Annotated in this window: 18 protein-coding genes and 4 tRNA genes; 11 read left to right on the forward strand and 11 right to left on the reverse strand. The window is 58.7% G+C overall.

Annotated features, from left to right (window positions below):
• Nucleotides 1-103: 103 nt before the first annotated feature.
• On the reverse strand, nt 104-3574 hold the full coding sequence (locus TU86_RS03425; protein ID WP_048362883.1) for a hybrid sensor histidine kinase/response regulator: 3471 nt from the start codon (nt 3572-3574) through the stop codon (nt 104-106).
• A gap of 238 nt (nt 3575-3812) precedes the next feature.
• Between TU86_RS03425 and TU86_RS03430 the strand changes: the two genes are divergently transcribed.
• Both TU86_RS03430 and TU86_RS03435 read left to right on the forward strand, forming a co-directional pair.
• On the forward strand, nt 3813-4964 hold the full coding sequence (locus tag TU86_RS03430) for a TDT family transporter (protein ID WP_048362884.1): 1152 nt from the start codon (nt 3813-3815) through the stop codon (nt 4962-4964).
• Nucleotides 4965-5097: 133 nt separating this feature from the next.
• Nucleotides 5098-6972 (forward strand): MFS transporter, encoded by a 1875-nt coding sequence (locus tag TU86_RS03435; RefSeq protein ID WP_048362885.1) that lies wholly within the window; start codon nt 5098-5100, stop codon nt 6970-6972.
• A 77-nt stretch (nt 6973-7049) separates the two neighbouring features.
• Here TU86_RS03435 and sugE read toward each other — a convergent pair whose 3' ends face one another.
• Entirely contained in the window at nt 7050-7364 is a 315-nt protein-coding gene (sugE, locus tag TU86_RS03440; protein WP_048362886.1) for a quaternary ammonium compound efflux SMR transporter SugE, read from the reverse strand.
• Nucleotides 7365-7578: 214 nt separating this feature from the next.
• Nucleotides 7579-8502, reverse strand: coding sequence for a recombination-associated protein RdgC (gene rdgC / locus TU86_RS03445; RefSeq protein ID WP_048362887.1), 924 nt, complete (start codon nt 8500-8502; stop codon nt 7579-7581).
• Nucleotides 8503-8662: 160 nt separating this feature from the next.
• On the opposite strand from rdgC, the gene TU86_RS03450 reads away from it, so the two are divergent.
• From TU86_RS03450 to TU86_RS03465, 4 genes are all read left to right on the forward strand, one after another.
• Nucleotides 8663-8738, forward strand: a tRNA-Val gene (locus TU86_RS03450).
• Between the two features lie 19 nt (nt 8739-8757).
• Nucleotides 8758-8834, forward strand: a tRNA-Asp gene (locus TU86_RS03455).
• 219 nt (nt 8835-9053) lie between these two features.
• Nucleotides 9054-9129, forward strand: a tRNA-Val gene (locus TU86_RS03460).
• A gap of 19 nt (nt 9130-9148) precedes the next feature.
• A tRNA-Asp gene (locus tag TU86_RS03465) sits at nt 9149-9225 on the forward strand.
• A gap of 239 nt (nt 9226-9464) precedes the next feature.
• On the opposite strand, the gene TU86_RS03470 is transcribed toward TU86_RS03465, so the two are convergent.
• From TU86_RS03470 to rloA, 8 genes are all read right to left on the reverse strand, one after another.
• Nucleotides 9465-11906, reverse strand: coding sequence for a TonB-dependent siderophore receptor (locus TU86_RS03470; RefSeq protein WP_048362888.1), 2442 nt, complete (start codon nt 11904-11906; stop codon nt 9465-9467).
• Nucleotides 11907-11981: 75 nt separating this feature from the next.
• Nucleotides 11982-12968 carry a FecR family protein gene (locus TU86_RS03475; RefSeq protein WP_048362889.1) on the reverse strand — a complete coding sequence of 329 codons (987 nt, stop codon included), beginning with the start codon at nt 12966-12968 and terminating at the stop codon, nt 11982-11984.
• A gap of 6 nt (nt 12969-12974) precedes the next feature.
• The gene (locus TU86_RS03480; RefSeq protein WP_048362890.1) at nt 12975-13493 is read right to left on the reverse strand and encodes a sigma-70 family RNA polymerase sigma factor; all 519 of its coding nucleotides are present in this window, start codon (nt 13491-13493) and stop codon (nt 12975-12977) included.
• A 150-nt stretch (nt 13494-13643) separates the two neighbouring features.
• Complete coding sequence (locus TU86_RS03485; RefSeq protein ID WP_048362891.1) at nt 13644-14378, reverse strand: phosphoadenylyl-sulfate reductase; 735 nt, start codon at nt 14376-14378, stop codon at nt 13644-13646.
• 68 nt (nt 14379-14446) lie between these two features.
• The gene (pabB, locus tag TU86_RS03490; RefSeq protein WP_048362892.1) at nt 14447-15790 is read right to left on the reverse strand and encodes an aminodeoxychorismate synthase component I; all 1344 of its coding nucleotides are present in this window, start codon (nt 15788-15790) and stop codon (nt 14447-14449) included.
• Between the two features lie 154 nt (nt 15791-15944).
• Nucleotides 15945-16928 carry an alpha-L-glutamate ligase-like protein gene (locus TU86_RS03495; protein WP_048362893.1) on the reverse strand — a complete coding sequence of 328 codons (984 nt, stop codon included), beginning with the start codon at nt 16926-16928 and terminating at the stop codon, nt 15945-15947.
• Entirely contained in the window at nt 16928-18460 is a 1533-nt protein-coding gene (gene rloB, locus TU86_RS03500; RefSeq protein ID WP_048362894.1) for an osmotic stress tolerance membrane protein RloB, read from the reverse strand. The genes TU86_RS03495 and rloB overlap by 1 nt, the downstream gene beginning before the upstream one ends.
• Nucleotides 18461-18465: 5 nt before the next feature.
• Nucleotides 18466-19002, reverse strand: a complete 537-nt coding sequence (gene rloA / locus TU86_RS03505; protein ID WP_048362895.1) for a retropepsin-like aspartic peptidase RloA — start codon at nt 19000-19002, stop codon at nt 18466-18468.
• 282 nt (nt 19003-19284) lie between these two features.
• Here rloA and TU86_RS03510 point away from each other — a divergent pair, with 282 nt between their 5' ends.
• From TU86_RS03510 to prpF, 5 genes are all read left to right on the forward strand, one after another.
• On the forward strand, nt 19285-20007 hold the full coding sequence (locus tag TU86_RS03510; RefSeq protein WP_048362896.1) for a GntR family transcriptional regulator: 723 nt from the start codon (nt 19285-19287) through the stop codon (nt 20005-20007).
• Nucleotides 20004-20891: a methylisocitrate lyase gene (gene prpB / locus TU86_RS03515; RefSeq protein WP_048362897.1), complete on the forward strand. Its 888-nt coding sequence runs from the start codon at nt 20004-20006 to the stop codon at nt 20889-20891. The genes TU86_RS03510 and prpB overlap by 4 nt, the downstream gene beginning before the upstream one ends.
• Before the next feature lie 58 nt (nt 20892-20949).
• Nucleotides 20950-22077, forward strand: a complete 1128-nt coding sequence (gene prpC, locus TU86_RS03520) for a bifunctional 2-methylcitrate synthase/citrate synthase (protein WP_048362898.1) — start codon at nt 20950-20952, stop codon at nt 22075-22077.
• A gap of 72 nt (nt 22078-22149) precedes the next feature.
• Complete coding sequence (gene acnD, locus TU86_RS03525) at nt 22150-24741, forward strand: Fe/S-dependent 2-methylisocitrate dehydratase AcnD (protein WP_048362899.1); 2592 nt, start codon at nt 22150-22152, stop codon at nt 24739-24741.
• A 57-nt stretch (nt 24742-24798) separates the two neighbouring features.
• Nucleotides 24799-25989 carry a 2-methylaconitate cis-trans isomerase PrpF gene (gene prpF / locus TU86_RS03530; protein ID WP_048362900.1) on the forward strand — a complete coding sequence of 397 codons (1191 nt, stop codon included), beginning with the start codon at nt 24799-24801 and terminating at the stop codon, nt 25987-25989.
• Nucleotides 25990-26105 lie beyond the last annotated feature (116 nt).

Raw genomic sequence — 26105 nt, forward strand, 5'->3', positions numbered from 1 at the left:
GTCCGGTTGGGCAGTGAGTGGTTGTTTCTGGGGCGCCGTGTTGAACGCCCGCCCGCCGCCGCGTGTGGCTCGTCAGCGGCTACGGGCCTTACTGAACGCCGTCTTAAAGCGGTACGTGCCGACTCACCAGTGCCCGCAGCACGGCAGGTTTGACCGGTTTAGCCAAGTACTCAAGGCCCGCGGCATGCACTTGCGCAATCATTTCCGGGCGACCGTCAGCACTGATTACCACGCCCGGCACTGGCTCGCCCAGTTCGGCGCGTAACCAGCGCATCAGTTCGGTGCCGACTTCTCCGTCATCCAGGTGGTAGTCAACCAGCACTAACTGCGGCCGTACGCCCTCATTGAGCAGGGCGGCGCATTCTTCGCGATTGCGTGCCGTCCACACGCGACAGCCCCAGCGCGTCAGCAAACTTTGCATGCCGATAAGGATGCTGTCTTCGTTGTCGATGCACAGCACTTGTGCGCCTGTGACCGGCTGGCCGTTTTGTTCGGCCACCACCGGCTGCGGCGCGGTCTGGCTCTGCGCCAAGGGTACGCTGACACTGAATACGCTGCCTTTGCCGGGCCATGAGCGCACTTGCAGACGATGGCCCAGCACGCGGCACAAGCCATCGGCAATCGCCAGCCCCAGCCCCAGGCCTTTTTCGGCGCGCGTCTGATGGCTGTCCAGCCGTTTGAACTCTTCGAAAATGACCTGCAATTTGTCGTGCGGGATGCCCGGCCCGCGATCCCACACTTCAAGGCACAGTTCACTGCCACGGCGACGTACGCCCAGCAGCACCGGCCCCTTGGCGTAGCGCAAGGCATTGGTCAGGAAGTTTTGCAAAATGCGCCGCAGTAATTTGATGTCACTGCTGACCCGCAAACGACTGCCACGCATGCGGAAGCTCAGCCCTTGTTCCTGCGCATGCGCTTTGAACTCATTGCCCAGGGTGTCAAACAGGTCGTTCAGAGCAAACGGCTTGATATCGGGCGTGAACTTGCCGTTTTCCAGGCGTGAAATGTCCAGCAAATCGCTGATCAGGTCTTCGGCCGAACGCAGGGAACTGTCGAGATGCTGGACCAGTTTTTGCGCTTCCGGGCTTAAGCCTTCTTCTTGATGGGAGAGGGCGGCTGAAAACAGCCGTGCCGCATTCATCGGCTGCATCAGGTCGTGGCTGACGGCGGCCAGAAAACGGGTTTTCGACTGGTTGGCTGTTTCGGCAATCCCTTTGGCTTCCGTTAACGCCTGGTTCAGCTCCGATAGCTCACGGGTACGTTCGTCGACCCGTTGCTCAAGCCCTTCGTTGGCTTCGGTCAACGCCTGTTCGGCTTCGCGGAAGGCGGTAATGTCGGTGAAACTCATGACGAATCCGCCGCCCGGCATCGGGTTGCCAATCAGTTCAATCACACGGCCATTGGGGAACAGGCGTTCAGAGGTGTGCGCGCGGCCCTGACGCATCCAGTGCAGGCGGCGGGCCACATGCACTTCCGCCTCGCCGGGGCCGCACAGCCCGCGCTCGGCATTGTGACGGATGATGTCGGCAATCGGCCGACCCACGCTGATCAGGCCCTCTGGATAGTTGAACAGCTCCAGATAGCGGCGGTTCCAGGCGACCAGGCGCAGGGATTGGTCGACCACGCTGATGCCCTGGGTGATGTTCTCAATGGCGCCTTGCAGCAGGGCGCGGTTGAACTGCAACACTTCTGAGGCTTCGTCCGCGATGCGTACCACGTCTTCGAGCTGCATTTCGCGACCTTCAATGGCCGCTTTGACCACTGCGCGCGTGGATGACGCACCCAGCACGCCCGCCAGTAATCGCTCGGTGTGTGCGATCCATTCGCCATCAGCGTGTTGGTTGGGGTTAAAGCCTTTGCCTTGGCGGTAAGCGAAGCGAATAAAGCTCTGGCGAGCGCGCTCTTCACCGACAAAGCGTGCGGCGAGGGTTAGCAAATCATTGATTTGCACCGAAAGCATCGAGCGCCCGCTCGGATGGCTGCTGATTTCCTGACCGATGAAACGTCCCGCCTGCCAATGCTCGGACACCCGTGTGCGCGACAGCACCGACACCCAGGCAAACACGGTGAAGTTGCCCGCCAGCGACAGCACCACGCCTTGGGTCAGTGGTGTGATTGGCAGGCTCAGCGGGTTGCCGTGCAGCCAGGCCAAGCCCGGGAAGTGGCTTAAGTGCCAGCCAAGGCTGTGTGCAATCAATGGCAGCACCAGCGTGTAAAACCAGATAAAGGTCCCGGTGGCCAAGCCCGCGAACACGCCACGGCGGTTGGCCTGCTTCCAGTACAGGGCGCCGATCATCGCGGGCGCGAGTTGGGTAACAGCCGCGAAGGAAATTTGCCCGATGGTCGCAAGGCTGGCGGTTGAGCCGAGCAGGCGATAGCTGACATACGCCAGCAGCAAAATCACCACAATCGAGACGCGGCGCACCGACAGCATCCAATGGCGGAAAACCTCAAACGGGCGCTCGGCGTTTTTGTGGCGCAACAACCACGGCAGCAGCATGTCGTTGGACACCATGGTCGACAGCGCCACGCTGGCCACAATCACCATGCCGGTGGCGGCCGATGCGCCGCCGATAAACGCCAGCACGGCCAGCGCCGGGTGCGCTTGCGCCAGCGGCAAGCTGATCACAAACGAGTCGGGCAGCACGGAGCTGGGTAGCAGCATTTGGCCAGCCAGCGCGATGGGCACCACAAAGAGGGCTGCCAGGATCAAGTACGCCGGAAACACCCATTTGGCCAAGCGCAAGTCTTGCGGCTCAATGTTTTCGACCACCGTCACATGGAACTGGCGCGGTAAACAGATGATCGCCATCATGGCCACGCCGGTTTGCACCACCATCGACGGCCAGTTGACGGTCTCTTTCCAGTATTCCTCAAGGCGCGGGGCGAGCATGGCCTGATTGAACAGGTCGTCAAAACCGTCGTACAGGCCGAAGGTGACAAACGCCCCCACCGCCAGAAACGCGAACAGTTTGACCAGTGACTCAAAGGCAATGGCCAGTACCATGCCCCGGTGGTGCTCGGTCGAGTCGAGGTTTCGGGTGCCAAAGACGATGGTAAACAGCGCCAGTACCAGCGACACAATCAGCGCGGTGTCTTGCGCGCGCGTACCGGTCGCGTCAGCCCCGGCACCGATCAGCAGGTTTACGCCGAGCACGATGCCTTTGAGTTGCAGGGCGATGTAGGGCAGCACGCCCACCAGGCAAATCAGTGCGACCACAATGGCCAGCGACTGGGATTTGCCGTAGCGCGCGGCAATAAAGTCAGCAATGGAGGTGATGTTCTCCTGCTTGCTGATCATCACCATTTTTTGCAACACCCACGGCGCACATACCAGCAGCAGCACCGGTCCCAGGTAGATGGGCAAAAATGACCAGAGTTGTTCGGCGGCCTGACCGACGGCGCCAAAGAACGTCCAGCTGGTGCAGTACACCGCCAGCGACAGGCTATAGACCCACGCGCGAACCCGCGGCGGCAGCGGTTTGCTGCGCCGGTCACCATAAAAGGCAATGGCGAACATGATGGCCATATAGGCCAGGGCAACGGCGGCGATCAGCCCGCTGGACAACGACATGGTGACTCCTGGAGGTAAAGGCCGCAGCTATCCGTCTGCGGCGGGCTAGTCTCGCATGATGTTTGGGCGGCGTCAGTGTCGACGATGGTCGCAGCGCGGCCAAGCGCCGCAGGGCTTGAAAGCCTTTTGGATTGTACTTATCTGTTAAGTCGATAACAGTTAGAGATATTACCCGTTATATAGATATTCGATTCAGTTCTACTCTTGCATCACCTCATACGAGGAACAGGAGGAACCCATGACATGCCCTAACACCCCCAAAGCCACTTTTCGGCCCTTGAGCGCATTGCAGCACCCGCGCGAAGTCATTCGTCAGTTCACCCCGAACTGGTTTGCCGCGACGATGGGCACCGGTGTGTTGGCGTTGGCACTGGCTTCATTGCCCGTACAGATCCCGGGTATGTACGCCGTCGCCGAAGGGCTGTGGCTGTTCAATATAGGCTTGTTCATTTTATTCAGCGTGCTCTACGGCGCCCGTTGGGTGCTGTATTTCGATGAAGCACGGCGCATTTTCGGTCACTCCACCGTGTCGATGTTTTTCGGCACGATCCCTATGGGGCTGGCGACCATCATTAATGGCTTTCTGCTATTTGGTGTCGCCCGGTGGGGCAGTGGCATGGTGCAGGTCGCTGAAGTGTTGTGGTGGCTCGATGTGGCCATGTCGCTGGCATTCGGGGTGATGATCCCCTACATGATGTTCACCCGTCAGGAGCACAGCATCGACCAAATGACTGCGGTCTGGCTGTTACCCGTGGTGGCGGCTGAAGTGGCGGCCGCCAGTGGCGGGCAGCTGGCGCCGCACTTGAGCGATACGGTGGCGCAGTTCCATGTGCTGATTACCAGCTATGTGCTGTGGGCGTTCTCGGTGCCGGTGGCTTTCAGCATCCTGACCATTTTGATGCTGCGCATGGCGCTGCATAAGTTGCCCCACGAAAGCATGGCGGCATCGAGCTGGCTGGCCTTGGGCCCGATTGGTACCGGGGCGCTGGGTTTGCTGTTGCTGGGGGCGGATGCTCCCGCCATTTTCGCGGCCAATGGTTTTACCGGCACAGGCGAGGTGGCCGAAGGCCTGGGCTTGATCGCAGGCATTGCACTGTGGGGCTTCGGCTTGTGGTGGATCGTCATGGCCGTGCTGATCACCCATCGTTACTACCGCGCGGGCATTCCCTTCAACCTGGGCTGGTGGGGGTTCACGTTCCCGCTGGGCGTGTACTCGCTGGCGACCCTGCGTCTGGGCAAGGTGCTACACCTCACCTTCTTTGATGTCGCGGGCTGTGTGCTGGTGGCATTGCTGGTGCTGATGTGGCTGATCGTGGGTAAACGCACTGTGATCGGGGCGTATCGTGGCGAGTTGTTTGTATCGCCCTGCATTGCAGGCTTGAAGAAGTAAGACGTTGCCTCAGGTTCTGTATGAAAGCGCCGAGTCTGGCGTGTTGCGTACAGAACCTGAGTAACGTTGTGCCTTGAGTGTTAAAACAGCACTCCAATGAGAAAGCCTCTGGCGCAACGTGAGTACATGGAAGATGAGTCACCCCTCGCAGTTCAGCTTGCTAAGGAAGCGACGCTTCCTGCCCTTCTTCGTGACCCAATCGCTGGGCGCTCTCAATGACAACCTGTTCAAACAATCGCTGATTCTGGCCATCCTTTATAAGCTCGCGATCGAGGGTGACCGCGGGATCTGGGTCAACCTGTGCGCGTTGTTGTTCATCGTGCCGTTCTTTTTGTTCTCGGCCCTGGCGGGGCAATTTGGCGAAAAGTACGCCAAAGATCGTCTGATCCGCCTGATCAAACTCGGCGAAATCGCGATTATGTTGGTCGGTGCCATTGGCTTTGCGTTCGATCACTTGGCCCTGATGCTGATTGCGCTGTTCGCGATGGGCACTCATTCGGCGCTGTTTGGCCCGGTCAAGTATTCAATCCTGCCTCAAACCCTGCACGACGATGAGCTGGTGGGTGGCAATGGTTTGGTCGAGATGGGCACGTTCTTGTCCATTTTGGCGGGCACTATTGGTGCCGGGATCATGTTGTCTTCCAGCCATTACGCAGTGGTGGTGTCGGTGGTGATTGTGTCGGTGGCCGTCCTGGGCTATCTGGCCAGTCGCGCCATTCCGGGGGCGCCTGCTGATACGCCCGATTTGCGCCTGAACTGGAACATTTTCAGCGAGTCCTGGGCCACCTTGAAAATGGGCCTGAATCAGACGCCAGCGGTGTCGCGCTCTGTGGTGGGCAACTCGTGGTTCTGGTTTGTCGGGGCCATTTACCTGACGCAAATTCCGGCTTACGCCAAAGAGTGGCTGTACGGTGATGAAACCGTGGTTACGCTGATTCTTACGGTGTTCTCCGTGGGGATCGCTTTAGGCTCGATGCTGTGCGAGAAGCTGTCGGGTCGTAAAGTCGAGATCGGTCTGGTGCCCTTTGGCTCGTTCGGCCTGACCGTGTTCGGCCTGTTGCTGTGGTGGCACTCCGGGCACATGCCGCACAACATTCAGGCCAGCAACTGGCTGGACGTATTGGGTTTCAGTCAGGCGTGGTGGGTGCTGTTCGACATTCTGGGGCTGGGCGTGTTTGGCGGGTTCTACATCGTCCCGCTCTATGCGCTGATTCAGTCGCGCACGGCCGAAAATGAGCGGGCGCGGGTGATCGCGGCCAACAATATTTTGAATGCGCTGTTTATGGTGGTCTCGGCCATCGTTACGATTTTGCTGCTGAGCGTGGCCAAGCTGACCATCCCTGAGTTGTTTTTGGTGGTGTCGCTGTTGAACATCGCGGTTAACACGTACATCTTCAAAATCGTGCCCGAGTTCAGCATGCGCTTCATGATCTGGCTCCTGAGCCACTCCATGTACCGCGTGCAGCACAAAAACCTGGACGCAATCCCGGATGAGGGGGCGGCGTTGCTGGTATGCAATCACGTATCGTTTGTGGATGCGTTGTTGATAGGCGGTGCGGTGCGTCGACCCATTCGCTTTGTGATGTATTACAAAATCTACAATTTGCCGGTGCTCAACTTTATCTTCCGCACGGCCGGGACGATTCCGATTGCTGGGCGCGGTGAGGATGAAGCCATTTATGAGCGCGCTTTCAAAAAAATTGCGGAGTATTTGAAGGACGGCGAATTGGTGTGCATCTTCCCGGAAGGCAAGCTCACCACGGATGGCCAGATCAATGAATTCAAGGCAGGGGTCACGCGAATACTGGAGCAAACACCGGTGCCGGTGATTCCAATGGCCTTGCAGGGGTTGTGGGGCAGTTTCTTCAGTCGCGATCCGAACAAAGGCTTTTTACGCAGGTTGTGGTCGCGGGTGACGTTGGTGGCAGGTGAGCCGGTCGCACCGTCTGAGGCCACGCAAAAATGGTTGCGTGAGCGGGTGATGCAGTTGCGAGGTCAGAACCTGTAGTGACTGCCGCAGGCTGCGAAGGGGATGTGAATACCCCTTCGCAGCCTGCGGCAGCGACTACAAGGATGAGTGAGCGCTTATGCGCTCACTTTCAAACCGATCAACCCGGCAATGATCAGCGCAACGCTGGCCAGGCGGAACAGCGCCATCGATTCGCCAAACAAAATGATGCCGGCGATCACCGTGCCCACCGCACCTACACCGGTCCAGATGGCGTAAGCGGTGCCCAACGGCAGCTCTTTCATGGCCAAACCCAACAGGCCCAAGCTGACCGCCATCGCGGCAATCGTCAGTGCAGTGGGGAGAGGGCGGCTGAAGCCGTCGGTGTATTTCAGGCCTACGGCCCAGCCAACTTCAAATAGACCGGCGAAAAACAGAATAATCCAGGCCATGGTTGCCTCCATCAATTGATGGGGTCGTCCCCAGAAAGTCACTCGATGAGTCGCGAGGTCGTCCTCGCAGTGCGCAGTATATTGCCCATGATTGTTCTGACAGGCAACTCTGATTTTTCATGTGCGCCTTCTATTAAAGAAGGCTGCTGGCGGGCGACATTGCATCGCAGGCCAGCCGTGCCTTCTTTATAGACATAGACGCGGGGGCTAAGGGTTATTCGATACCTTGAGGCACTTCTTCGCCACCCAGTGCTTCGAACAACTGTGGCAAGAATTCGCCGAAGGTCAGCATCATCAGGGTGAAGCTGGCATCTTGTTGGCCCAGATCGTCATCACCGCCGTTCTGCTCGGCCTCGTCTTGCAGCAGGTCTTCGAACTTCAGGCGCTTGACCACCAGTTTGTCGTCCAGCACGAACGACAGTTTGTCCTGCCAAGCCAGTGACAGTTGAGTGACGACTTTGCCAGTACTCAAGTGCAGCTGGATTTCGTCGCTGGTCAGGTCCTGACGCTTGCAACGGATGATGCCGCCGTCTTCATGGGTGTCACGCAGCTCGCATTCGTCGAGTACGAAGAAGTTATCAGCCGCTTTTTGGGTTTTGACCCATTCCGTCATGGTGGCACTTGGCGCGACTTTGACGGCCAGCGGGCGAACAGGCAGCGAACCGACGACTTCGCGCAGTGTGGACAGCAAGTCTTCGGCGCGCTTTGGGCTGGAGGCGTTAACCAGAATCAAACCCTGTTTAGGCGCAATGGCGGCGAAGGTCGCCGAGCGACGAATAAAGGCGCGCGGCAAGAAGGCCTGAATGATTTCATCCTTGAGCTGGTCGCGCTCTTTCTTATAGACCTTGCGCATTTGCTCGGCTTCGATCTCTTCGACCTTTTCCTTTAAGGCATCGCGCACAACGCTGCCGGGCAGGATGCGTTCTTCTTTACGGGCGGCGATCAGCAGGAAGTCCTGGCTGACATGCACCAGGGGCGCGTCTTCGCCTTTGCCGAAAGGGGCGACGAAACCGTAGGTGGCTAATTCCTGACTTGAACAGGCGCGGGCCAGTTTGGTGGCCAGTGCAGTTTCCAGCACCTGCGCATCAAAAGGCAGATCTTGGGTCAGGCGATAGATAAGCAGGTTTTTGAACCACATGGGGTGAATCACTCCTTTATACAAAGACGGCATTATTCGCTTCATGAGCTGATAGGCCAACCCTGCGCTAAGCCTTTGTCACGCATAAGAAAATTATTTTAAAAAGTGCTTGCCAGACTCAAGGTCGCTCCGTAGAATGCGCGCCACACCGAGAGTGAAAGGGTGATTAGCTCAGCTGGGAGAGCATCTGCCTTACAAGCAGAGGGTCGGCGGTTCGATCCCGTCATCACCCACCATTCGCTCACAGTGTTACGCGCAGCGGTAGTTCAGTCGGTTAGAATACCGGCCTGTCACGCCGGGGGTCGCGGGTTCGAGTCCCGTCCGCTGCGCCATATTTTTACCACAAGCCCCTTGAACGCTTGTGGTCAGGGGAAGCCCGCTGAATGCGGGCTTTTTCTTGAAAGGCTTCGAGTCAGCAGTTCGCTGTTGATTCAAAGATGCAGGTCGCAGGAAACGGAAGTTTTTCTGAAGTTTTGAAAAAAACTTAATAAAAACAACCACTTACACGAAATGTGTGAGAGAATGCGCCCCGCAACGAGAGTGAAGTGAAAGGGTGATTAGCTCAGCTGGGAGAGCATCTGCCTTACAAGCAGAGGGTCGGCGGTTCGATCCCGTCATCACCCACCATTCGCTTTCAGTGTTACGCGCAGCGGTAGTTCAGTCGGTTAGAATACCGGCCTGTCACGCCGGGGGTCGCGGGTTCGAGTCCCGTCCGCTGCGCCATATTCTGAACACAAGCCCCTTGAACGCTTGTGATCAACAAAAAGCCTGCCTTGTGCAGGCTTTTTTGTGCGCGTCTATTTTGTGGTGCGTAACCGCTCCCGCAGGCAGTGTGCGAGGGCGAAGCGCTCGTAAAAACCGCATTGGGCAGGTTGCTGCCACACACGTTCACGCAGGCTGCTTCATCGCAAGCAGCCTGCGCCAGTTATTGCCTAAACGTCATGTAGCGTTTGCGCGTGGTCTTAGAAATCCCAACGGGTAGTGACCATCACGTTGCGTGGGTCGCCGTAATACGACGAGTTGTAGAAGCCAATGTTGGTGTAGTACGACTTGTCGAATGCGTTGTTCAGATTAACGGTGGCCGACAGGTTTTCCGTGACCTGATAGCGCGCCATCAGATCCACCAGCCAATATGCCTCTTGGGAGAATTTCTCCTGGGTGGCGCCTTTGTTGTAGTTGGTCAGCACCTGCCAGCCCGTGCCCTGCCAGCGAACTCCGCCGCCCAGCGTCAATTTGTCGAGGCTGCCGGTCAGTTTGTAACGGGTATACAGGTTGATCTGGTCTTCAGGCTCCCAGGTAGAGACTTTTTTACCGCCCTGATCGCGACTGATTTTGTGGGTGTAGCCTGCTTGTAGCTGCCAGCCAGGCATTAATTCGCCGGAAATTTCTGCTTCGTAGCCTTTAGTCGTGGCTTTGATGCCTTTGTAGGCGTAATCAATGTCGGGATTAGTGGGGTGAGCGTTGTAGGCGGTGTCTGCCTCAGGCCGGTTATCCTGATGCACTTCGAAGTACGCCAGGCTTGAATTCAGGCGACCGTCAAAGAACTCACCTTTAAGCCCCAGCTCATAGTTGGTGCCTTCATCCGGCTCAAGCATTTTGTTGTCGCTGTTGTGGTAGTACGACTGCGGCAAGAAGATTTCGGTGTAGCTGGCGTAGGCCGAAATATTGTCGTTGAGGTCGTAGATCAGGCCCGCATAGGGCAGCACTTTGCCGGTGTCTTTGGCCTGGCTGGTGCCGGTCAGCGTGTAGTTGGCGACGCGGGTCCCAAGCATCAGGGTCAAATCATCGGTCAGGCTAAAGCGGCCCGTGATGTAAGTGCCCGTTTGGCGCGTGGTTTCATCGTTTTTGGAGGTGACGTTACCCCAGTCGGGTTCCAGTGCGTCGCCCTTCCAGTTGTAGTAGTCATAGGCGTTGTTGATCATGACCGCGTTGGTGTAGTCCTTGCCGGTCCAGTGCGATCGGGACACCGAACCACCGATCACCAGTTGGTGCTCACGGCCCAGCAGGCTGAAAGGGCCGGTGGCATACACGTCGCCGCTGTCACTCACGTATTCGCCGGTGTACTTGCGGGCCAGGATCTTGGCTTTGCCGGTGATGGCATCCGGGTCAAGCAGTGCCCCCAGTGGCGCGTTGTAGCCATTGATCTGGTGGTTGTACTGGCCTTTGGCAACCCAGCCATTGTCGAAACTGTGCTCCAGGGTGGCGAATACGGTGCGGGTGTATTGCTCCCAACTGCTCCACTGGGTGCCGTTGTTGAAGTCGCGCGGGTTGCTGATGCGATCCCCGGCGGAGTTGAACAGCGAGGCGCTGCCTGACCAGCTTGAGCCTTTGGGGTTGTTGTCCTGATAGTCGGCGCCGAGGGTGAGCAGGGTGTCAGGCGTCAAATCGACCTCAAGAATCCCGTAATAGACCTCGCTGTCGCGTTTGTAATGGTCCATGAACGAGCGCTTGTCTTGATAGGCCGCCACGGCCCGGCCGCGTACGTTGCCGCTTTCGGTCAGCGGGCCGCTGACATCGACTTCAGAGCGGTAGTTGTCCCACGACCCAGCCCCCAGATCGATATGGCCCTTGAATTCGTGGGTCGGTTTTTTGCGCACCATATTGATCGTGCCGCCAGGCCCACCAGCGCCGGTGAGCAATCCGGTGGCGCCTTTGAGAATTTCGACGCGGTCGTAAATCGCGGTGTCGGTCAGGGTATGGCCCGCGGAGTATTGCGGGTCTTGCAGGATGGGGATGCCGTCGTACTGGAAGTTCTTGATCGCAAACCCGCGCGAATAATAGCTGGTGCGGTCGCTGTCATAGGTGGCGACGGTAATGCCGGGGGTGTGGCGCATTACGTCATCAATGGAGGTGAGGCCAAAGTCATCCATTGCCTGGCGGGTGACCACTGAAATCGATTGCGGCGTTTCGCGCGGGGTGAGCACCATGCGGGTCGCGGTGGCGATGCTGCCGGGGGTGTAAGACCCCGTGCCCTCAGTGATGGTGCCGAGCTGGTTGGCACTGACTTCGGTCGCGCCCAGCTCCATTGCACCGCTCACGGTGGGCGTCGCTTCCAGCAGATAGCCGTTCTGGCCTTTGATTACGCTGAAACCGCTGCCGCGCAGCAGGGTGTCAAAGCCCGATGCTTCGCTGTAGCTGCCGTGCAGGCCTTGGGTGGTGATGCCGTCCAGATTGTGCGACTGGAACAGGATGGCGACACCGGCAAGTTGTGCGAAGCGATTCAGTGCACTGCCCAGTGGGCCGGCCGGGATGTCATAGGCTTGTACCGCGCTGCTGTTTTGCGCCAGCGCCGCTGTGCTGACCAGTGCGCCAGCCGCAGAAGCAACAATCAAATGGATAGCGAGCGTCAGGGGGGCGTAAGCCTTCGAGCGCAAGCGCCCTCGGGAGATTGGGGTGGTCAGCATGGTAGGCGCAGTCCTTTAGGGTCTATGTACCTACCTTGACGAGCGAGGCTCAAAAAGCGGAAGCAATGCGAATCATTATTTTTCAGGCGCGCTGTTTTTGTTGATGGAAATCAGCCAGGGCGTGACGTGCTTGACCGTGACAGGCAAGGTTTCAACGATCAAGTTCAGTGCGCGCTCCGGGTCGTCCAGCGGTAAGACCGCCGTCACACGCATGTCGGCCAATGCCTGGCGATCGAAATGCATGAAGCCTGGACGATGGCGAGAAATTTCATCGAGAACCTGCGCCAAGGGCAGGTTCTCGACCACCAGTTGGTGGTGTTTCCAGGCTTGGTCAATGCTCGACGGGTCAATGGCGCCGAGCAATTCGATGGCGTCGTGCTTGATCAAGGCTTGGGAGCCTGCATTGACTTCGAGTGTTTGCTGCTGGTTTTCGCTTTGCGCCGCGACACGCGATTCGAGCATGCTCAGCACGGTTGTGTCGCCCGTGCGCTTGACCACAAACCGGGTGCCCAGCGCACGCATGTTGCCTTGCGCGGTGTGCACGATAAACGGCCGTGCGGGGTCGTGCGCTACTTCGATCAGCACCTCGCCTTGCAGCACCTCGATACGGCGTTGTCGGGCGTCGAAATGCAGATCTACGGCGCTGGCACCGCTGAGCGTCAGGGTGGACTGGTCGGGCAGGCGCACGGTTTTCCACTCCACCGCAGCGGTGCTGATGTCGGCCAGCCACACCTGCGGGTACTGACTGCGCAGTAACAGGGTGGCCGGTACGATCAGGCAGCCCGCCAGCAACAGGGCGCGCAATGTTGCCCTGCGCGGTAAGGTTTTTCGGGGTGCCGCGAAGGCTGCATTCAGTGCCGCCTTGGCTGGCGATGCTTGGGGGCGCAACAATTGCATGCGTGAAATGACCTCTTGCATGCGCGCTGCCGCCGAAGCGTGGTGGGGACTGAGGTGTTTCCAGCGTTCGAATTCCAGCCGCAGCTCATCCGAAAAACCCCCTTCATGCAGACGAATCATCCATTCAGCCGCTTGTTCATCAATCTGTTGGCGAGAGGCAGGCATAGGGGCTCAGGTGTTCATGCTGTGGCTGCAATGCAGCAGCGCTTGAATCAGGTATTTGCGCACCGTGCGGTCCGACAACCCCAGCTGGCGGCCGATATCGGCCTGGTTCAAGCCGTCCAGGTAATACAGGACGAAGGCTTGGCGAGTTTTTTCGGGCAGGCCTTCGAGAATAAACGCGATCTGCTCCAGGGCTTCCAGGGTGGCAATAATGTCTTCGGGGGATTGGTGGCCTTCCAGCGCCTCGGCGGTGAGGGCTAGCTGCGACAGGTAAGCGTTTTCAATTTTCTTGCGGCGGGCCTGGTCGATGATCAGGCGTCGGGCGGTGGTGCTCAAAAAAGCCCGGGGTTCGCGCAAGCTTGCCACTGACTCGCGGGCATTGAGAATTCGGGCGAAGGTGTCCTGCGCGACGTCGGCGGCATTTTGTGCGCAGCCCAGCTTTCGGCGCAGCCAACCCAGCAGCCAGCCGTGATGCTCACAGTAGAGGTGGGAAATCGCGGCTTGGAACGGAGGCTCACCCGAAGACATAGAACTAAGCTCAAACGCTATTGAGAATAATTGCTAATTCTGTGCTCAAGTCTTGAATAAACGCAAGGCGGGGATTTTTTGTAGGCGCTGGGGCAAGCGGCGAGCATTTGATGGGGTCGTCAAAAGATCGCAGCCTGCGCGAGTCGAGCGTCAGTGTTTGGCGATCAAGTTGCCCGCGTGCAGCCCGCATTCTTTTTGCGTGGCTTCTTCCCACCACCAGCGGCCTTCGCGCTCGTGCTGGTTTGGCAGCACCGGGCGGGTGCAAGGTTCGCAGCCGATGCTGATAAATCCGCGCTCGTGCAAGCTGTTGTAGGGCAGCTCCAGCATGCGGATATACCCCCAGACTTCTTCGCTGCTCATTTGCGCCAGCGGGTTGAATTTGTACAGCGGGCGCTCGGGGGTGGAGAAGGCGCCGTCGATTTCCAGCGCGGCAACCTGGCTGCGCGTGCCGGGGCTTTGATCGCGACGCTGGCCGGTGGCCCACGCTTTGACCTCTGACAATTTGCGACGCAAAGGCGCGATTTTGCGCACGCCACAGCATTCGCCGTGCCCGTCTTTGTAGAAGCTGAACAAGCCTTTTTCTTTGACGAACGGTTCGAGCGCGCGTTGGTCGGGTGAGATCAGCTCAATGTGAATGTTGTAGTGATCGCGCACTTGCTCAATAAAACGGTAGGTCTCAGGGTGCAGGCGACCGGTGTCGAGGCTGAACACTTTGACGTTTTTATTGAGCTTCCAGGCCATGTCAACCAACACCACATCTTCGGCGCCACTGAACGAAATCCAGAGTTCGTCACCAAAGTGCTCAAAGGCGAGCTTGAGAATGTCCTGCGGGGATTTGCTGGCGTATGTCGCGGCGAGTTCAGCGACGTCAAACGGATGGCTCATCAGGCGGCTTCCTACAGTAAATGGCGCTGGGCGCTCTCTAGTGGCGCGATGTTAGCAAAAACCGCGCGTTACAGGGTTTGTAGCGTGTCGAGCAGCACCTTCACTTTGGTGACAGATTCTTCATATTCGGCGCGCCAGTCCGAGTCCGCGACAATGCCGCCTCCGCCCCAGCAACTCACGCGCCCGTCCTTGATCAGCAGGCTGCGAATGGCGATGGAGCTGTCCATTTCGCCGCGCACGTCGAGGTACAGCAATGAGCCGCAGTAGATGCTGCGCCGTGTTGGTTCCAATTCGTCGATGATTTGCATGGCGCGAATTTTCGGTGCGCCGGTAATCGAGCCGCCGGGGAAACTGTCACCGATCAGGTCCAGGGCATCTTTGCCTGGCGCCAGTTCGCCTGTGACGCTGCTCACCAAGTGGTGCACGTTGGGGTAGCTTTCAAGGCTGAACAGCTCAGGCACACGGACCGAGCCGGTGCGGCACGTGCGCCCCAAATCGTTGCGTAGCAAGTCGACAATCATCAGGTTTTCAGCGCGATCTTTAGGGCTTGCCAGCAGTTCGGCGGCGTTGGCGGCATCTTCGCCGCGGTCTTTGCCCCGTGGACGGGTGCCTTTGATCGGGCGGGTTTCGACCTGATTGCGGCTCACGCGCACAAAGCGTTCGGGCGACAGGCTCACAATGGCGCCTTGCTCAGGCAGTTGCATGAAGCCTGAAAAAGGCGTCGGGCACGCTGCGCGCAGGGCGCAATAGGCGGTCCAGGCATCGCCCTCGCACTCGGCGCTGAAACGCTGGGTGTAATTGACTTGGTAGCAGTCACCGGCCTGGATGTAGTCATGAACCTGGGTCAATGCCTGCTGATACTGCTGAGCGCTGAGGTCGGGTTGCATCGGTTGCTTGAGGCTGAAAGGCGCAACTGGCGCAGCTCGTGGTCGAGTGAACAGGTTGATCAGGCGTTCGCGCTCGTTCATCTCAAGGCTGGGATGGAACACCAACTGGCTGCTGGCGTGCTGGTGGTCGCTGATCAATGCCCAGGCATACAGGCCAAGGCGCGCATCCGGTAACTGCAAGTCGTCGTGTGCCAGTGCGGGTAACGGTTCAAGCTTTCGCCCGAAATCGTAGCTCAGATAGCCCATCAAACCGCCTGCGAAGGGCAGTTCATGCGGTGCGGGGATTTGCGCACGGCCCAGTCGGGCCAGATGTTCACGCAAGCGCTGCAAAAAATCGCGCCCCGACTCTTGCGGCTGCACCCACAACTCTTCGAGCGGCCATGCGCTCATCAGGTCGTAGCGGCCGCGTTCGGCTTCGGGGCGTCCACTGTCCAGCAACACAGCACCGGGTGCATGGCGAATCGCCGCGAAATAGTCGGCCGGGTTGGCAAGGTAAGGGAGCGGGTGAACAGAGCAGATCAACATGCGAAGCAAATCAGCCAGTGGGGCGGGGGTGGGGATTGTAATCCTGTGGGCGGCCGCAAAGCGAGTTGCGTAGCGGCTGCCGCAGGCGCTGCGGCATCACGGTTGGCGTTTGCCCGGCAACCGGGCGTCGCCTGCGGCAACGCCTGTGCGGGTTTTATTCGTTGGGGTGGATATGGCCGAACAGTTCTTGCGCAAAACGCACGCGCTCTTCGGGGGTTTCCTTGATGCCTTTGGCGGCCAGCGCTTCAACGTGCGCTTCGACCGCATGGGTGCGCAGGGTCAAACCGCAGTCGTTGGCGATCTGGATGTTCAGCCCCGGACGGGCGTTCAGTTCCAGAATCAGCGGGCCTTTGTCCTGATCGAGCACCATGTCGACACCGATATACCCCAGGCCGCACAGCTCGTAACAACCCGCCGCCAGCTTCATGAAACCATCCCAGTACGGCAATTGAACGCCGTCTACCGCATTGGTGGTGTCGGGGTGTTTGCTGATGATGTTGTTCAGCCAGGTGCCGCGCAGGGTCAGGCCGGTGGCGAGGTCTACACCAACCCCAATGGCGCCCTGGTGCAGGTTGGCCTTGCCGCCGGACTGGCGGGTCGGCAAGCGCAGCATCGCCATCACCGGGTAGCCCATCAGCACAATGATGCGGATGTCCGGCACGCCTTCGTAGCTGATGCTTTTGAAGATTTGATCCGGTGTCACGCGGTACTCGATCAGCGCGCGGTCGCGGTGACCGCCCAGCGAGTACAGGCCGGTCAGGATGCTGGAAATCTGATGTTCGATTTCTTCGTGGCTGATGATCTTGCCCGAGACCGTGCGAAAGCGGTCTTCGAAACGGTCGGCAATCACCAAAATGCCGTCACCGCCCGCGCCTTGTGCGGGCTTGATCACGAAGTCACTGCGGCCACCGATGATCTCGTCGAGCTTGTCGATTTCTTTCTCGGTGGAGATCACGCCGTACATTTCCGGGACGTGAATCCCGGCTTTGATGGCGCGCTCTTTGGTGATGATCTTGTCATCCACAATCGGGTACAGGCTGCGTTTGTTGTACTTGAGTACGTAGTCCGCATTGCGCCGATTGATGCCCATGATGCCTCTGGCTTCCAGGGCCTTCCAGGTCTTCCAGAAGCCAAACATCAGGAGTCAGCCTTCAAGAATGCTTTGAAACGCACCAGCTCGGTCAGGCGGTAACCGCGATAACGGCCCATTGCCAGCATGAAGCCCACCAGAATCAGCAGCACCGCCGGGAAGGTGAACACGAAGTACACCAGTTCCGGGATGCTCATCACCAGATACGCCAGGGTGGCAGCGAAGAGGGTGCCGATGGCGACTTTCATCGCATGGCCGCCGCCACGTTCTTCCCAGGTGATGGACAGGCGCTCGATGGTCATGGTCAGGATCACCATCGGGAACAGGGCCACGGACAGCCCGCGCTCCAGCCCCAGTTTGTGGCTGAACAGGCTGATGGCCGCGATCAGTATTACCACGAAGGTCAATACCACGGAGAGTCGCGGCAGCATTTGCAACTTCAGGTGCTCAAGGTAGGAACGCAACATCAGCCCGAGCGCGGTTATCACCGTAAACAGGATGATGCCGAACTCCAATTGAGTCTCGCGGAACGCCAGGGCAATCAGTACCGGGGTGAACGTGCCCAGGGTTTGCAGGCCGATCAGGTTGCGCAGCACCAGAATCACCAGCACGCCAATCGGGATCATCACCATGATCATGAAGGTTTGCTGGGTTTGCAGCGGCAAGCCGTACAGCGAGTATTCGAGGAAGTTGGCGTCGGTGTTTTCGTCGGTCAGCTTGGCCAGGCGGATGGCGTTCATTTCGCTGTTGTTCAGGCTGAACGTGACATTGGCTTTTTTGCCGCCGTCGACCGTGATCATGGGCTCGTCGCCGGTCCACCACAGCAGGCGGTCAGACGGCAGGCCCTGTTCGCCGGTTTCCGGATTGAAGTACAGCCAGTCGTTGCCATTGAAGCTGCGCAGCCACAGTTCGGGGCTTTGCGGCTGGTCGGCGACCAAGCGAATGGTGTGGACTTTTTCCAGTGGTACGTGGGCAATCGACAGCAGCAGTTCGATGATTTGTGCCTTGTGCGCGGTCGATGGATCGCCGGCCAGCAGCAGCTTCACGTTGTCATCGCTGGGGTTGCTCACCCGCTTGATGGTCTCGCTGATAAAGGTTTCAACGTCGGCCGAGTGTTGGCGAATCGGTGCCAGCAGCGCTTCGGCGGCGATTTTTTCCGGGCCTTCCACGGCGATGCTGTCGCGAAATACCGGGCCTTTGACTTTGGTTTTGTCGCCGGTGTAGCGCTTGGTCAATACCAGGCGGTAATACAGGGTTTGCTTGCCGCTCACCCGCCGGGCCGACCAGGTGACCTTGCGGTTGCCATCGACCCGATTGACGCTCACCCCGTAGTTATTGGAGATAAAGCTTTCATTCAGGCTGACGTAGTCGCGGTTCAGAGGCGGCACGAACATCTGGATCTTGACCGGGTCTTTGGAGCTGGCGACAAATTCGACTTTGGCGTCGATGTTCCACAGGTCGTCCGTCGCGTCTTCGGTCACAGGAATGCCGATGACGAAAATCTGATAGGCCGTAATCGAAATGCCCAGCACCACGAGGATGGTGATCAAGATTTTCAGGTGAAGGGTAAGAGCGCGCATTTCAATTACTCTGCGGTTTGAGCGTTGGCGGCGCAGGCAGGTTTGCCAGCAGCGTATTTAAGGCTTGGGTCGACCAGCGCATCAAAGCGTTTGAGCGCTTCGGAGCCGATCAACAGCGGGTATTGGAACGCACTTCGGTCGGTCAAGTTCACTTCGATGGTGCGTAAAGCTTTGCCCATGCAGATTTGCAGTGAAATAACCGGGCGCGAGGTGTAGTTCTTGTCCGATTCGGGATCGTAATCACCTGAGCGGCGCTTGATCTTGCTGACCCGTGCCAGCGGACGTTCGATCGGGTGCGAGTGTGCATCATCAATGGCCAGATAAAAGCGCACCCAGCTCTCACCGTCGCGCTTGAAGCGTTTTATATCACGCGCGCTGAGCGAGGCGGTTTTGGCACCGGTGTCGAGTTTGGCAGCCACTTGCAGGTTAATGCCCGACAGTTCGGCGTATTCGTTCAGGCCGTACACGGTTTTTTCGGCGCCAAGGCTCAGGCCCGGCAAGGTCAGCAGGCAAAGGCATATAAAGAAGGGGGAAAATTTCATAAATCCGGGGGCAGTCTCTTGCAATCTTCAGTTCAAGGCGACTGGCAATACAGCGCAAGTGTCCTCGTGCGGCTGCCCTATAAAGAGGGCAAGGCTGATGCGGGCGGCATTCTAGCATGATGGTTTTATGACGCCAGCGCTGGCGCCGCGTTTAGCGAGGCGTGAAGCACTCGATTAAACCCACGTCGTATTAGACGATTGTCGACAATCCATATTTATTCTTTGACGTTGAAGTCTTAAATGGCTAGTTTTGGCGCTATTGATTTAAAAGGTGTCGACAATATGCTGGATTCGCTGGAAAGTGCCGCGGTGGCTCAAGACGACTCGGAGACCTTGTCCGAGAACGTCTTCAGGCGTATTCAGGCCGCTATCGTCAAAGGCGAGATTGCCCCCGGCAGCAAGATTTCCGAGCCGGAACTGGCCCGCACTTATGGCATCAGCCGCGGGCCGCTGCGTGAAGCCCTGCACCGTCTTGAAGGTCAGCGCCTGTTGGTGCGGGTGCCGCATGTAGGCGCTCGCGTCGTGTCCTTGAGCCATGCCGAGCTGATTGAACTCTACGAGATTCGCGAGTCCCTCGAAGGCATGGCCTGTCGTTTGGCCGCCGAGCGCATGAGTGATGAAGACATTGGCGAGTTGCGCCGGGTACTGGAAACCCATGAGCGCGACGAGGCCTTCCAGGCGGGCGTTGGGTACTACCAGCAAGAAGGCGATTTCGATTTTCATTACAAGATTATTCAAGGCAGCGGCAATCGGACCCTGACGCAGATGCTGTGCGGTGAGCTGTATCAATTGGTGCGTATGTACCGCATCCAGTTTTCCTCCACGCCCAATCGTCCCCGTCAGGCGTTCGCCGAGCACCACCGGATTCTAGATGCCATTGCCGACCGCGACGGCGAACTGGCCGAGTTATTGATGCGCCGCCACATTGGCGTATCCAAACGCAATATTGCGCGTCACTACCAAGACAGCGCCCAGCAGACAGCCACTCCACGAGGTGAGTCATGAGCAATAAAAACAGTCCAGGCCAACGTTTCCGTGATGCGGTCGCCAGTGAGCATCCGCTGCAAGTCGTCGGCGCCATTAACGCTAACCATGCATTACTGGCCAAACGTGCCGGGTTCAAGGCTATCTACCTCTCGGGTGGCGGTGTGGCAGCGGGTTCGCTGGGCGTGCCGGACCTGGGCATTACCGGTCTGGATGACGTGTTGACCGATGTGCGGCGTATCACCGACGTCTGTGACCTGCCACTGCTGGTGGACGTGGATACCGGCTTCGGCTCCTCGTTTTTCAACGTGTCGCGCACCGTCAAGTCGATGATCAAGTTTGGCGCAGCGGCGATTCACATTGAGGACCAAGTGGGCGCCAAGCGTTGCGGCCATCGCCCGAACAAAGAAATCGTCTCGCAGCAAGAGATGGTCGACCGCATCAAGGCCGCCGTCGATGCCCGTACCGATGACAGTTTTGTGATCATGGCGCGCACCGACGCACTGGCGGTAGAAGGGCTGGAATCGGCCCTTGAACGTGCAGCGGCCTGTGTTGAGGCGGGCGCGGACATGGTGTTCCCCGAAGCCATCACCGAACTTGAGATGTACAAACTGTTCGCTGATCGCGTCAAGGCGCCGATTCTGGCCAACATCACCGAGTTTGGCGCCACGCCGCTGTACACCGTTGATCAACTGCGTGAAGTCGACGTGTCGCTGGTGCTGTACCCGCTGTCGGCGTTCCGTGCGATGAACAAGGCTGCCGAAAACGTATACGGCGCAATTCGCCGCGACGGCACTCAACAGAACGTGATCGACACCCTGCAAACCCGCATGGAGCTGTACGACGCCATCGACTACCACGCGTTTGAACAAAAGCTCGATGCGCTGTTTGCCAGCAAAAAGTAACAGCGCATTAAACCGTTCTTGCCCAATCCCTAACAAATTCAAAAATTGGAGAAGCGCAATGGCCGAAGCAAAAGTATTGAGTGGTGCCGGACTCCGTGGCCAGGTGGCCGGTCAAACGGCGTTGTCGACCGTAGGTCAGGAAGGTGCCGGTCTCACCTATCGCGGTTATGACGTACGTGAATTGGCCGCCCAAGCCCGTTTTGAAGAAGTGGCTTACCTGTTGTTATACGGCGAACTGCCGACCCAGGCTGAGCTGGACGCCTACACCCTTAAGCTAAAAAACCTGCGCGACCTGCCGCAAGCCTTGAAAGAGGTGCTGGAACGCATCCCTGCCAACGCCCACCCGATGGACGTGATGCGCACCGGCTGCTCGTTTTTGGGCAATCTTGAGCCGGAAAAAGACTTCACTCAGCAGCGGGACAAGACTGACCGTCTGCTGGCCGCTTTCCCGGCGATCATGTGCTACTGGTATCGCTTCAGCCATGACGGCGTGCGCATTCATTGTGTGAGTGATGAAACGTCAATTGGCGGCCACTTTTTGCACCTGCTGCACGACAAAAAACCGAGTGACTTGCACGTCAAAGTGATGAACGTGTCGCTGATCCTGTACGCCGAGCACGAATTCAACGCCTCGACATTCACCGCAAGGGTTTGCGCCTCGACATTGTCCGACCTGTATTCGTGCATCACCGCCGCCATCGGTTCGCTGCGCGGTCCATTGCACGGCGGCGCCAATGAAGCGGCCATGGAAATGATCGAGCGCTTCAGCTCTGCGCAGGAGGCCGTCCAGGGCACGCTCGGCATGCTCGAACGCAAAGACAAGATCATGGGCTTTGGCCACGCGATCTACAAAGACAGCGACCCGCGCAATGAGGTGATCAAGGGTTGGTCGAAAAAGCTCGCGGACGAAGTGGGCGACACGGTGTTGTTCGCGGTCTCCGAGGCCATCGACCAAACCATGTGGGAGCAAAAGAAGCTGTTCCCCAACGCCGATTTCTACCATGCCTCGGCGTACCACTTCATGGGCATCCCGACCCAGCTGTTTACCCCCATCTTCGTCTGCTCACGCCTGACCGGCTGGGCGGCGCATGTGTTCGAACAGCGTGCCAACAACCGCATCATTCGTCCAAGCGCCGAGTACATCGGCGTCGAACAGCGCAAGTTCGTGCCAATCGAGCGTCGCTGAACAGCAGGGCAGGTGCAACCGCCCCGGCGGTGCGCCAGCCCTCAGACCTACCCGTGATCGAGTCCCGCGCCAATGAATACTGAATTTCGCAAAACACTGCCGGGCACCCGGCTGGATTATTTCGACACTCGCGCAGCGGTCGATGCGATCAAGCCCGGCGCTTATGACACGCTGCCTTACACCTCGCGTGTACTGGCCGAAAATCTGGTCCGTCGCTGCGATCCGGCAACCCTCAATGCCTCGCTGAGCCAGTTGATCGAACGCAAGCGCGACCTGGATTTCCCGTGGTTCCCGGCCCGTGTGGTCTGCCACGACATCCTGGGCCAGACCGCTCTGGTCGACCTTGCCGGGCTGCGTGACGCCATCGCCCTGCAAGGCGGCGACCCGGCGCAAGTTAACCCGGTGGTGCCGACGCAACTGATCGTTGACCACTCGTTGGCGGTGGAGTGTGGCGGTTATGACCCCGAAGCGTTCGAGAAGAACCGCGCCATCGAAGACCGGCGTAACGAAGACCGTTTCCATTTCATCGAGTGGACCAAAAAAGCCTTCAAAAACGTCGATGTGATCCCGCCGGGCAACGGCATCATGCACCAGATCAACCTGGAGAAAATGTCCCCGGTGATTCAGGTGCGTGACGGCGTGGCCTTCCCGGACACCTGCGTCGGCACCGACAGCCACACCCCCCACGTCGACTCGCTGGGCGTCATCGCCATTGGCGTGGGTGGACTGGAAGCCGAAAGCGTGATGCTGGGCCGTGCGTCATGGATGCGCCTGCCTGAAATCGTCGGCGTGGAACTGACCGGCAAGCTGCAACCGGGCATTACGGCCACTGACATGGTGCTGGCCCTGACCGAGTTCCTGCGCAAACAAAAAGTGGTCGGTGCCTGGCTGGAATTCTTCGGTGAGGGCGCCTCTGCGCTGACCCTGGGCGACCGCGCGACCATTTCCAACATGGCCCCGGAATACGGTGCTACGGCGGCCATGTTCTACATCGACCAGCAAACCATTGACTACCTCAAGCTGACCGGTCGCGATGACCAGCAAGTGCAGTTGGTTGAGCATTACGCCAAGGTCACAGGCTTGTGGGGCGAGAACCTTAAAGACGCGCAATACGAGCGCGGCCTGAGTTTTGACTTGTCGTCTGTGGTGCGCAACATGGCCGGCCCGAGCAACCCGCACGCGCGCGTGGCCACCACCGAGCTGGCGGCCAAGGGCATTGCCGGTCAATGGGACGACGTACCGGGGCAAATGCCTGATGGCGCGGTGATTATTGCGGCCATCACCAGTTGCACCAACACCAGCAACCCGCGCAACGTGATCGCGGCGGGCTTGATGGCGCGCAACGCGAATAAACTCGGCCTGACCCGTAAACCGTGGGTCAAAACCTCGCTGGCGCCGGGGTCCAAGACCGTGGCGTTGTACCTCGATGAAGCGGGGCTGACCAGCGAACTGGAGCAATTGGGTTTTGGCGTGGTGGCCTTCGCGTGCACCACCTGTAACGGCATGTCGGGAGCACTGGACCCGGCCATCCAACAGGAGATCATCGACCGCGACCTGTACGCCACCGCCGTGTTGTCGGGTAACCGCAACTTCGACGGACGTATTCATCCTTACGCCAAACAAGCGTTTTTAGCCTCGCCTCCGTTGGTGGTGGCCTACGCGATTGCGGGCACGATCCGATTCGACATCGAAAAAGACGTGCTGGGCCTGGACGCCCAGGGTAATCAGATTCGCCTGAAAGACATCTGGCCGAGCGACGAAGAAATCGACACTGTGGTCAAGGCCGCAGTGAAGCCTGAGCAGTTCCGCCAAGTCTATATTCCGATGTTCGCCATTCACGAAGACACCGGCCCTAAAGTGGCGCCGCTGTATGACTGGCGCCCGCAAAGTACTTACATCCGTCGCCCGCCGTACTGGGAAGGTGCGTTGGCCGGGGCGCGGCCGCTCAAAGGCATGCGCCCGCTGGCGGTGCTGCCGGACAACATCACCACTGACCACTTGTCGCCTTCCAACGCGATCATGCTCGACAGCGCCGCGGGTGAATACCTGGCGAAAATGGGTTTGCCGGAAGTCGACTTCAACTCGTATGCCACCCACCGTGGCGACCACTTGACCGCCCAGCGCGCCACGTTTGCCAACCCGAAACTGTTCAACGAAATGGTGATTGAGGACGGTAAGGTCAAACAGGGTTCGCTGACCCGGCTGGAGCCTGAAGGTCGTGTGATGCGCATGTGGGAAGCCATCGAAACCTACATGGAGCGCAAGCAACCGCTGATCATCATTGCGGGCGCCGATTACGGTCAGGGATCGTCCCGTGACTGGGCGGCCAAAGGCGTGCGTCTGGCGGGTGTCGAAGCCATTGCGGCGGAAGGCTTTGAGCGCATTCACCGCACCAACCTGGTGGGCATGGGGGTGTTGCCGCTGGAGTTTCTGCCGGGCACCAATCGTAAAACCTTACAAATCGACGGCAGTGAAACCTACGACGTGATCGGCGAGCGCACCCCGCGTGCCACGCTGACGCTGGTGATCACGCGCAAAAACGGCGAGCGCGTGGAGGTGCCGGTGACCTGCCGTCTGGACACCGCCGAAGAAGTTTCGATCTATGAAGCGGGTGGCGTGTTGCAACGTTTTGCCCAGGACTTCCTGGAATCGGCGTCGGTTTAATCACATACCTCTGTAGGCGCCAGCGCCTACAGAGGTCACTTCACAGGACTCTGTTCTATGGCCTACGCAGCGCAAATAAAAATCCCTGCCACTTATATGCGTGGCGGCACCAGCAAGGGTGTGTTTTTCAACCTGCTTGACCTGCCAGCGGTGGCGCAGGTGCCGGGGGCTGCGCGTGACGCGTTGCTGTTAAGGGTCATTGGCAGCCCCGACCCTTACGAAAAACAAATCGACGGCATGGGCGCCGCGACGTCCAGCACCAGCAAAACAGTGATCGTGAGCAAAAGCCTGCGTGCCGACCACGATGTTGATTATCTGTTTGGCCAGGTCTCCATCGACAAACCGTTTGTGGACTGGAGCGGCAACTGCGGCAACCTGTCGGCGGCGGTGGGTTCGTTTGCCATCAGCAGTGGTTTGGTCGACCCGGCACGCCTGCCCCAGAACGGCACTGCCGTGGTGCGCATCTGGCAAGCCAATATCGGTAAAACCATCATCGCCCATGTACCGATGACCGACGGCGCGGTGCAGGAAACTGGCGACTTTGAGCTTGACGGTGTGACTTTTCCTGCGGCCGAAGTGCAGTTGGAGTTCCTCAACCCGGCAGCGGATGAAGAGGGCGGGGGCGGTTCGATGTTCCCCACCGGCAACCTGGTCGACGCGCTTGAAGTGCCGGGTGTGGGCACGTTGAACGTGACCATGATCAATGCGGGCATTCCGACGATTTTCGTCAATGCGCGTGATGTGGGTTACACCGGCGCGGAGCTGCAAAACGACATCAACAGCGACCCGAAAGCGTTGGCCCTGTTCGAAACCATTCGGGCGCACGGAGCGTTGCGCATGGGTTTGATTGCTCATTTGGACGACGCTGCCAAGCGTCAGCACACCCCTAAAGTGGCGTTTGTTGCAGGCCCGACAGAGTACGTGTCGTCTAGCGGCAAGGTGGTCAAGGCGCAAGACGTGGATTTGCTGGTGCGGGCCTTGTCGATGGGCAAACTGCACCACGCGATGATGGGCACGGCAGCGGTTGCGATTGGCACGGCGGCCGCGATACCGGGCACGTTGGTCAATCTGGCGGCCGGAGGCGAGTTGCGCAGCGCAGTGCGCTTTGGCCATCCGTCCGGGACTTTGCGCGTGGGTGCTGAAGCGCAGCAGGTTGACGGCGAGTGGACTGTCACTAAAGCCATCATGAGCCGCAGTGCGCGGGTGTTGATGGAAGGCTGGGTGCGGGTGCCGGGCGATTGCTTTTAATTGCGTGAACCCTTGGCCTTCACCCCAACCCTCTCCCAAAGGGAGAGGGGGCTTGACCGAGTTGCTTGTGGATTCAGTGCAAGAGCCAAGGTCGCCGCTGATCTATAGCATCCCCC

Origin of the sequence: Pseudomonas weihenstephanensis (assembly GCF_001043055.1) — a bacterium.
Classification (GTDB): domain Bacteria; phylum Pseudomonadota; class Gammaproteobacteria; order Pseudomonadales; family Pseudomonadaceae; genus Aquipseudomonas; species Aquipseudomonas weihenstephanensis.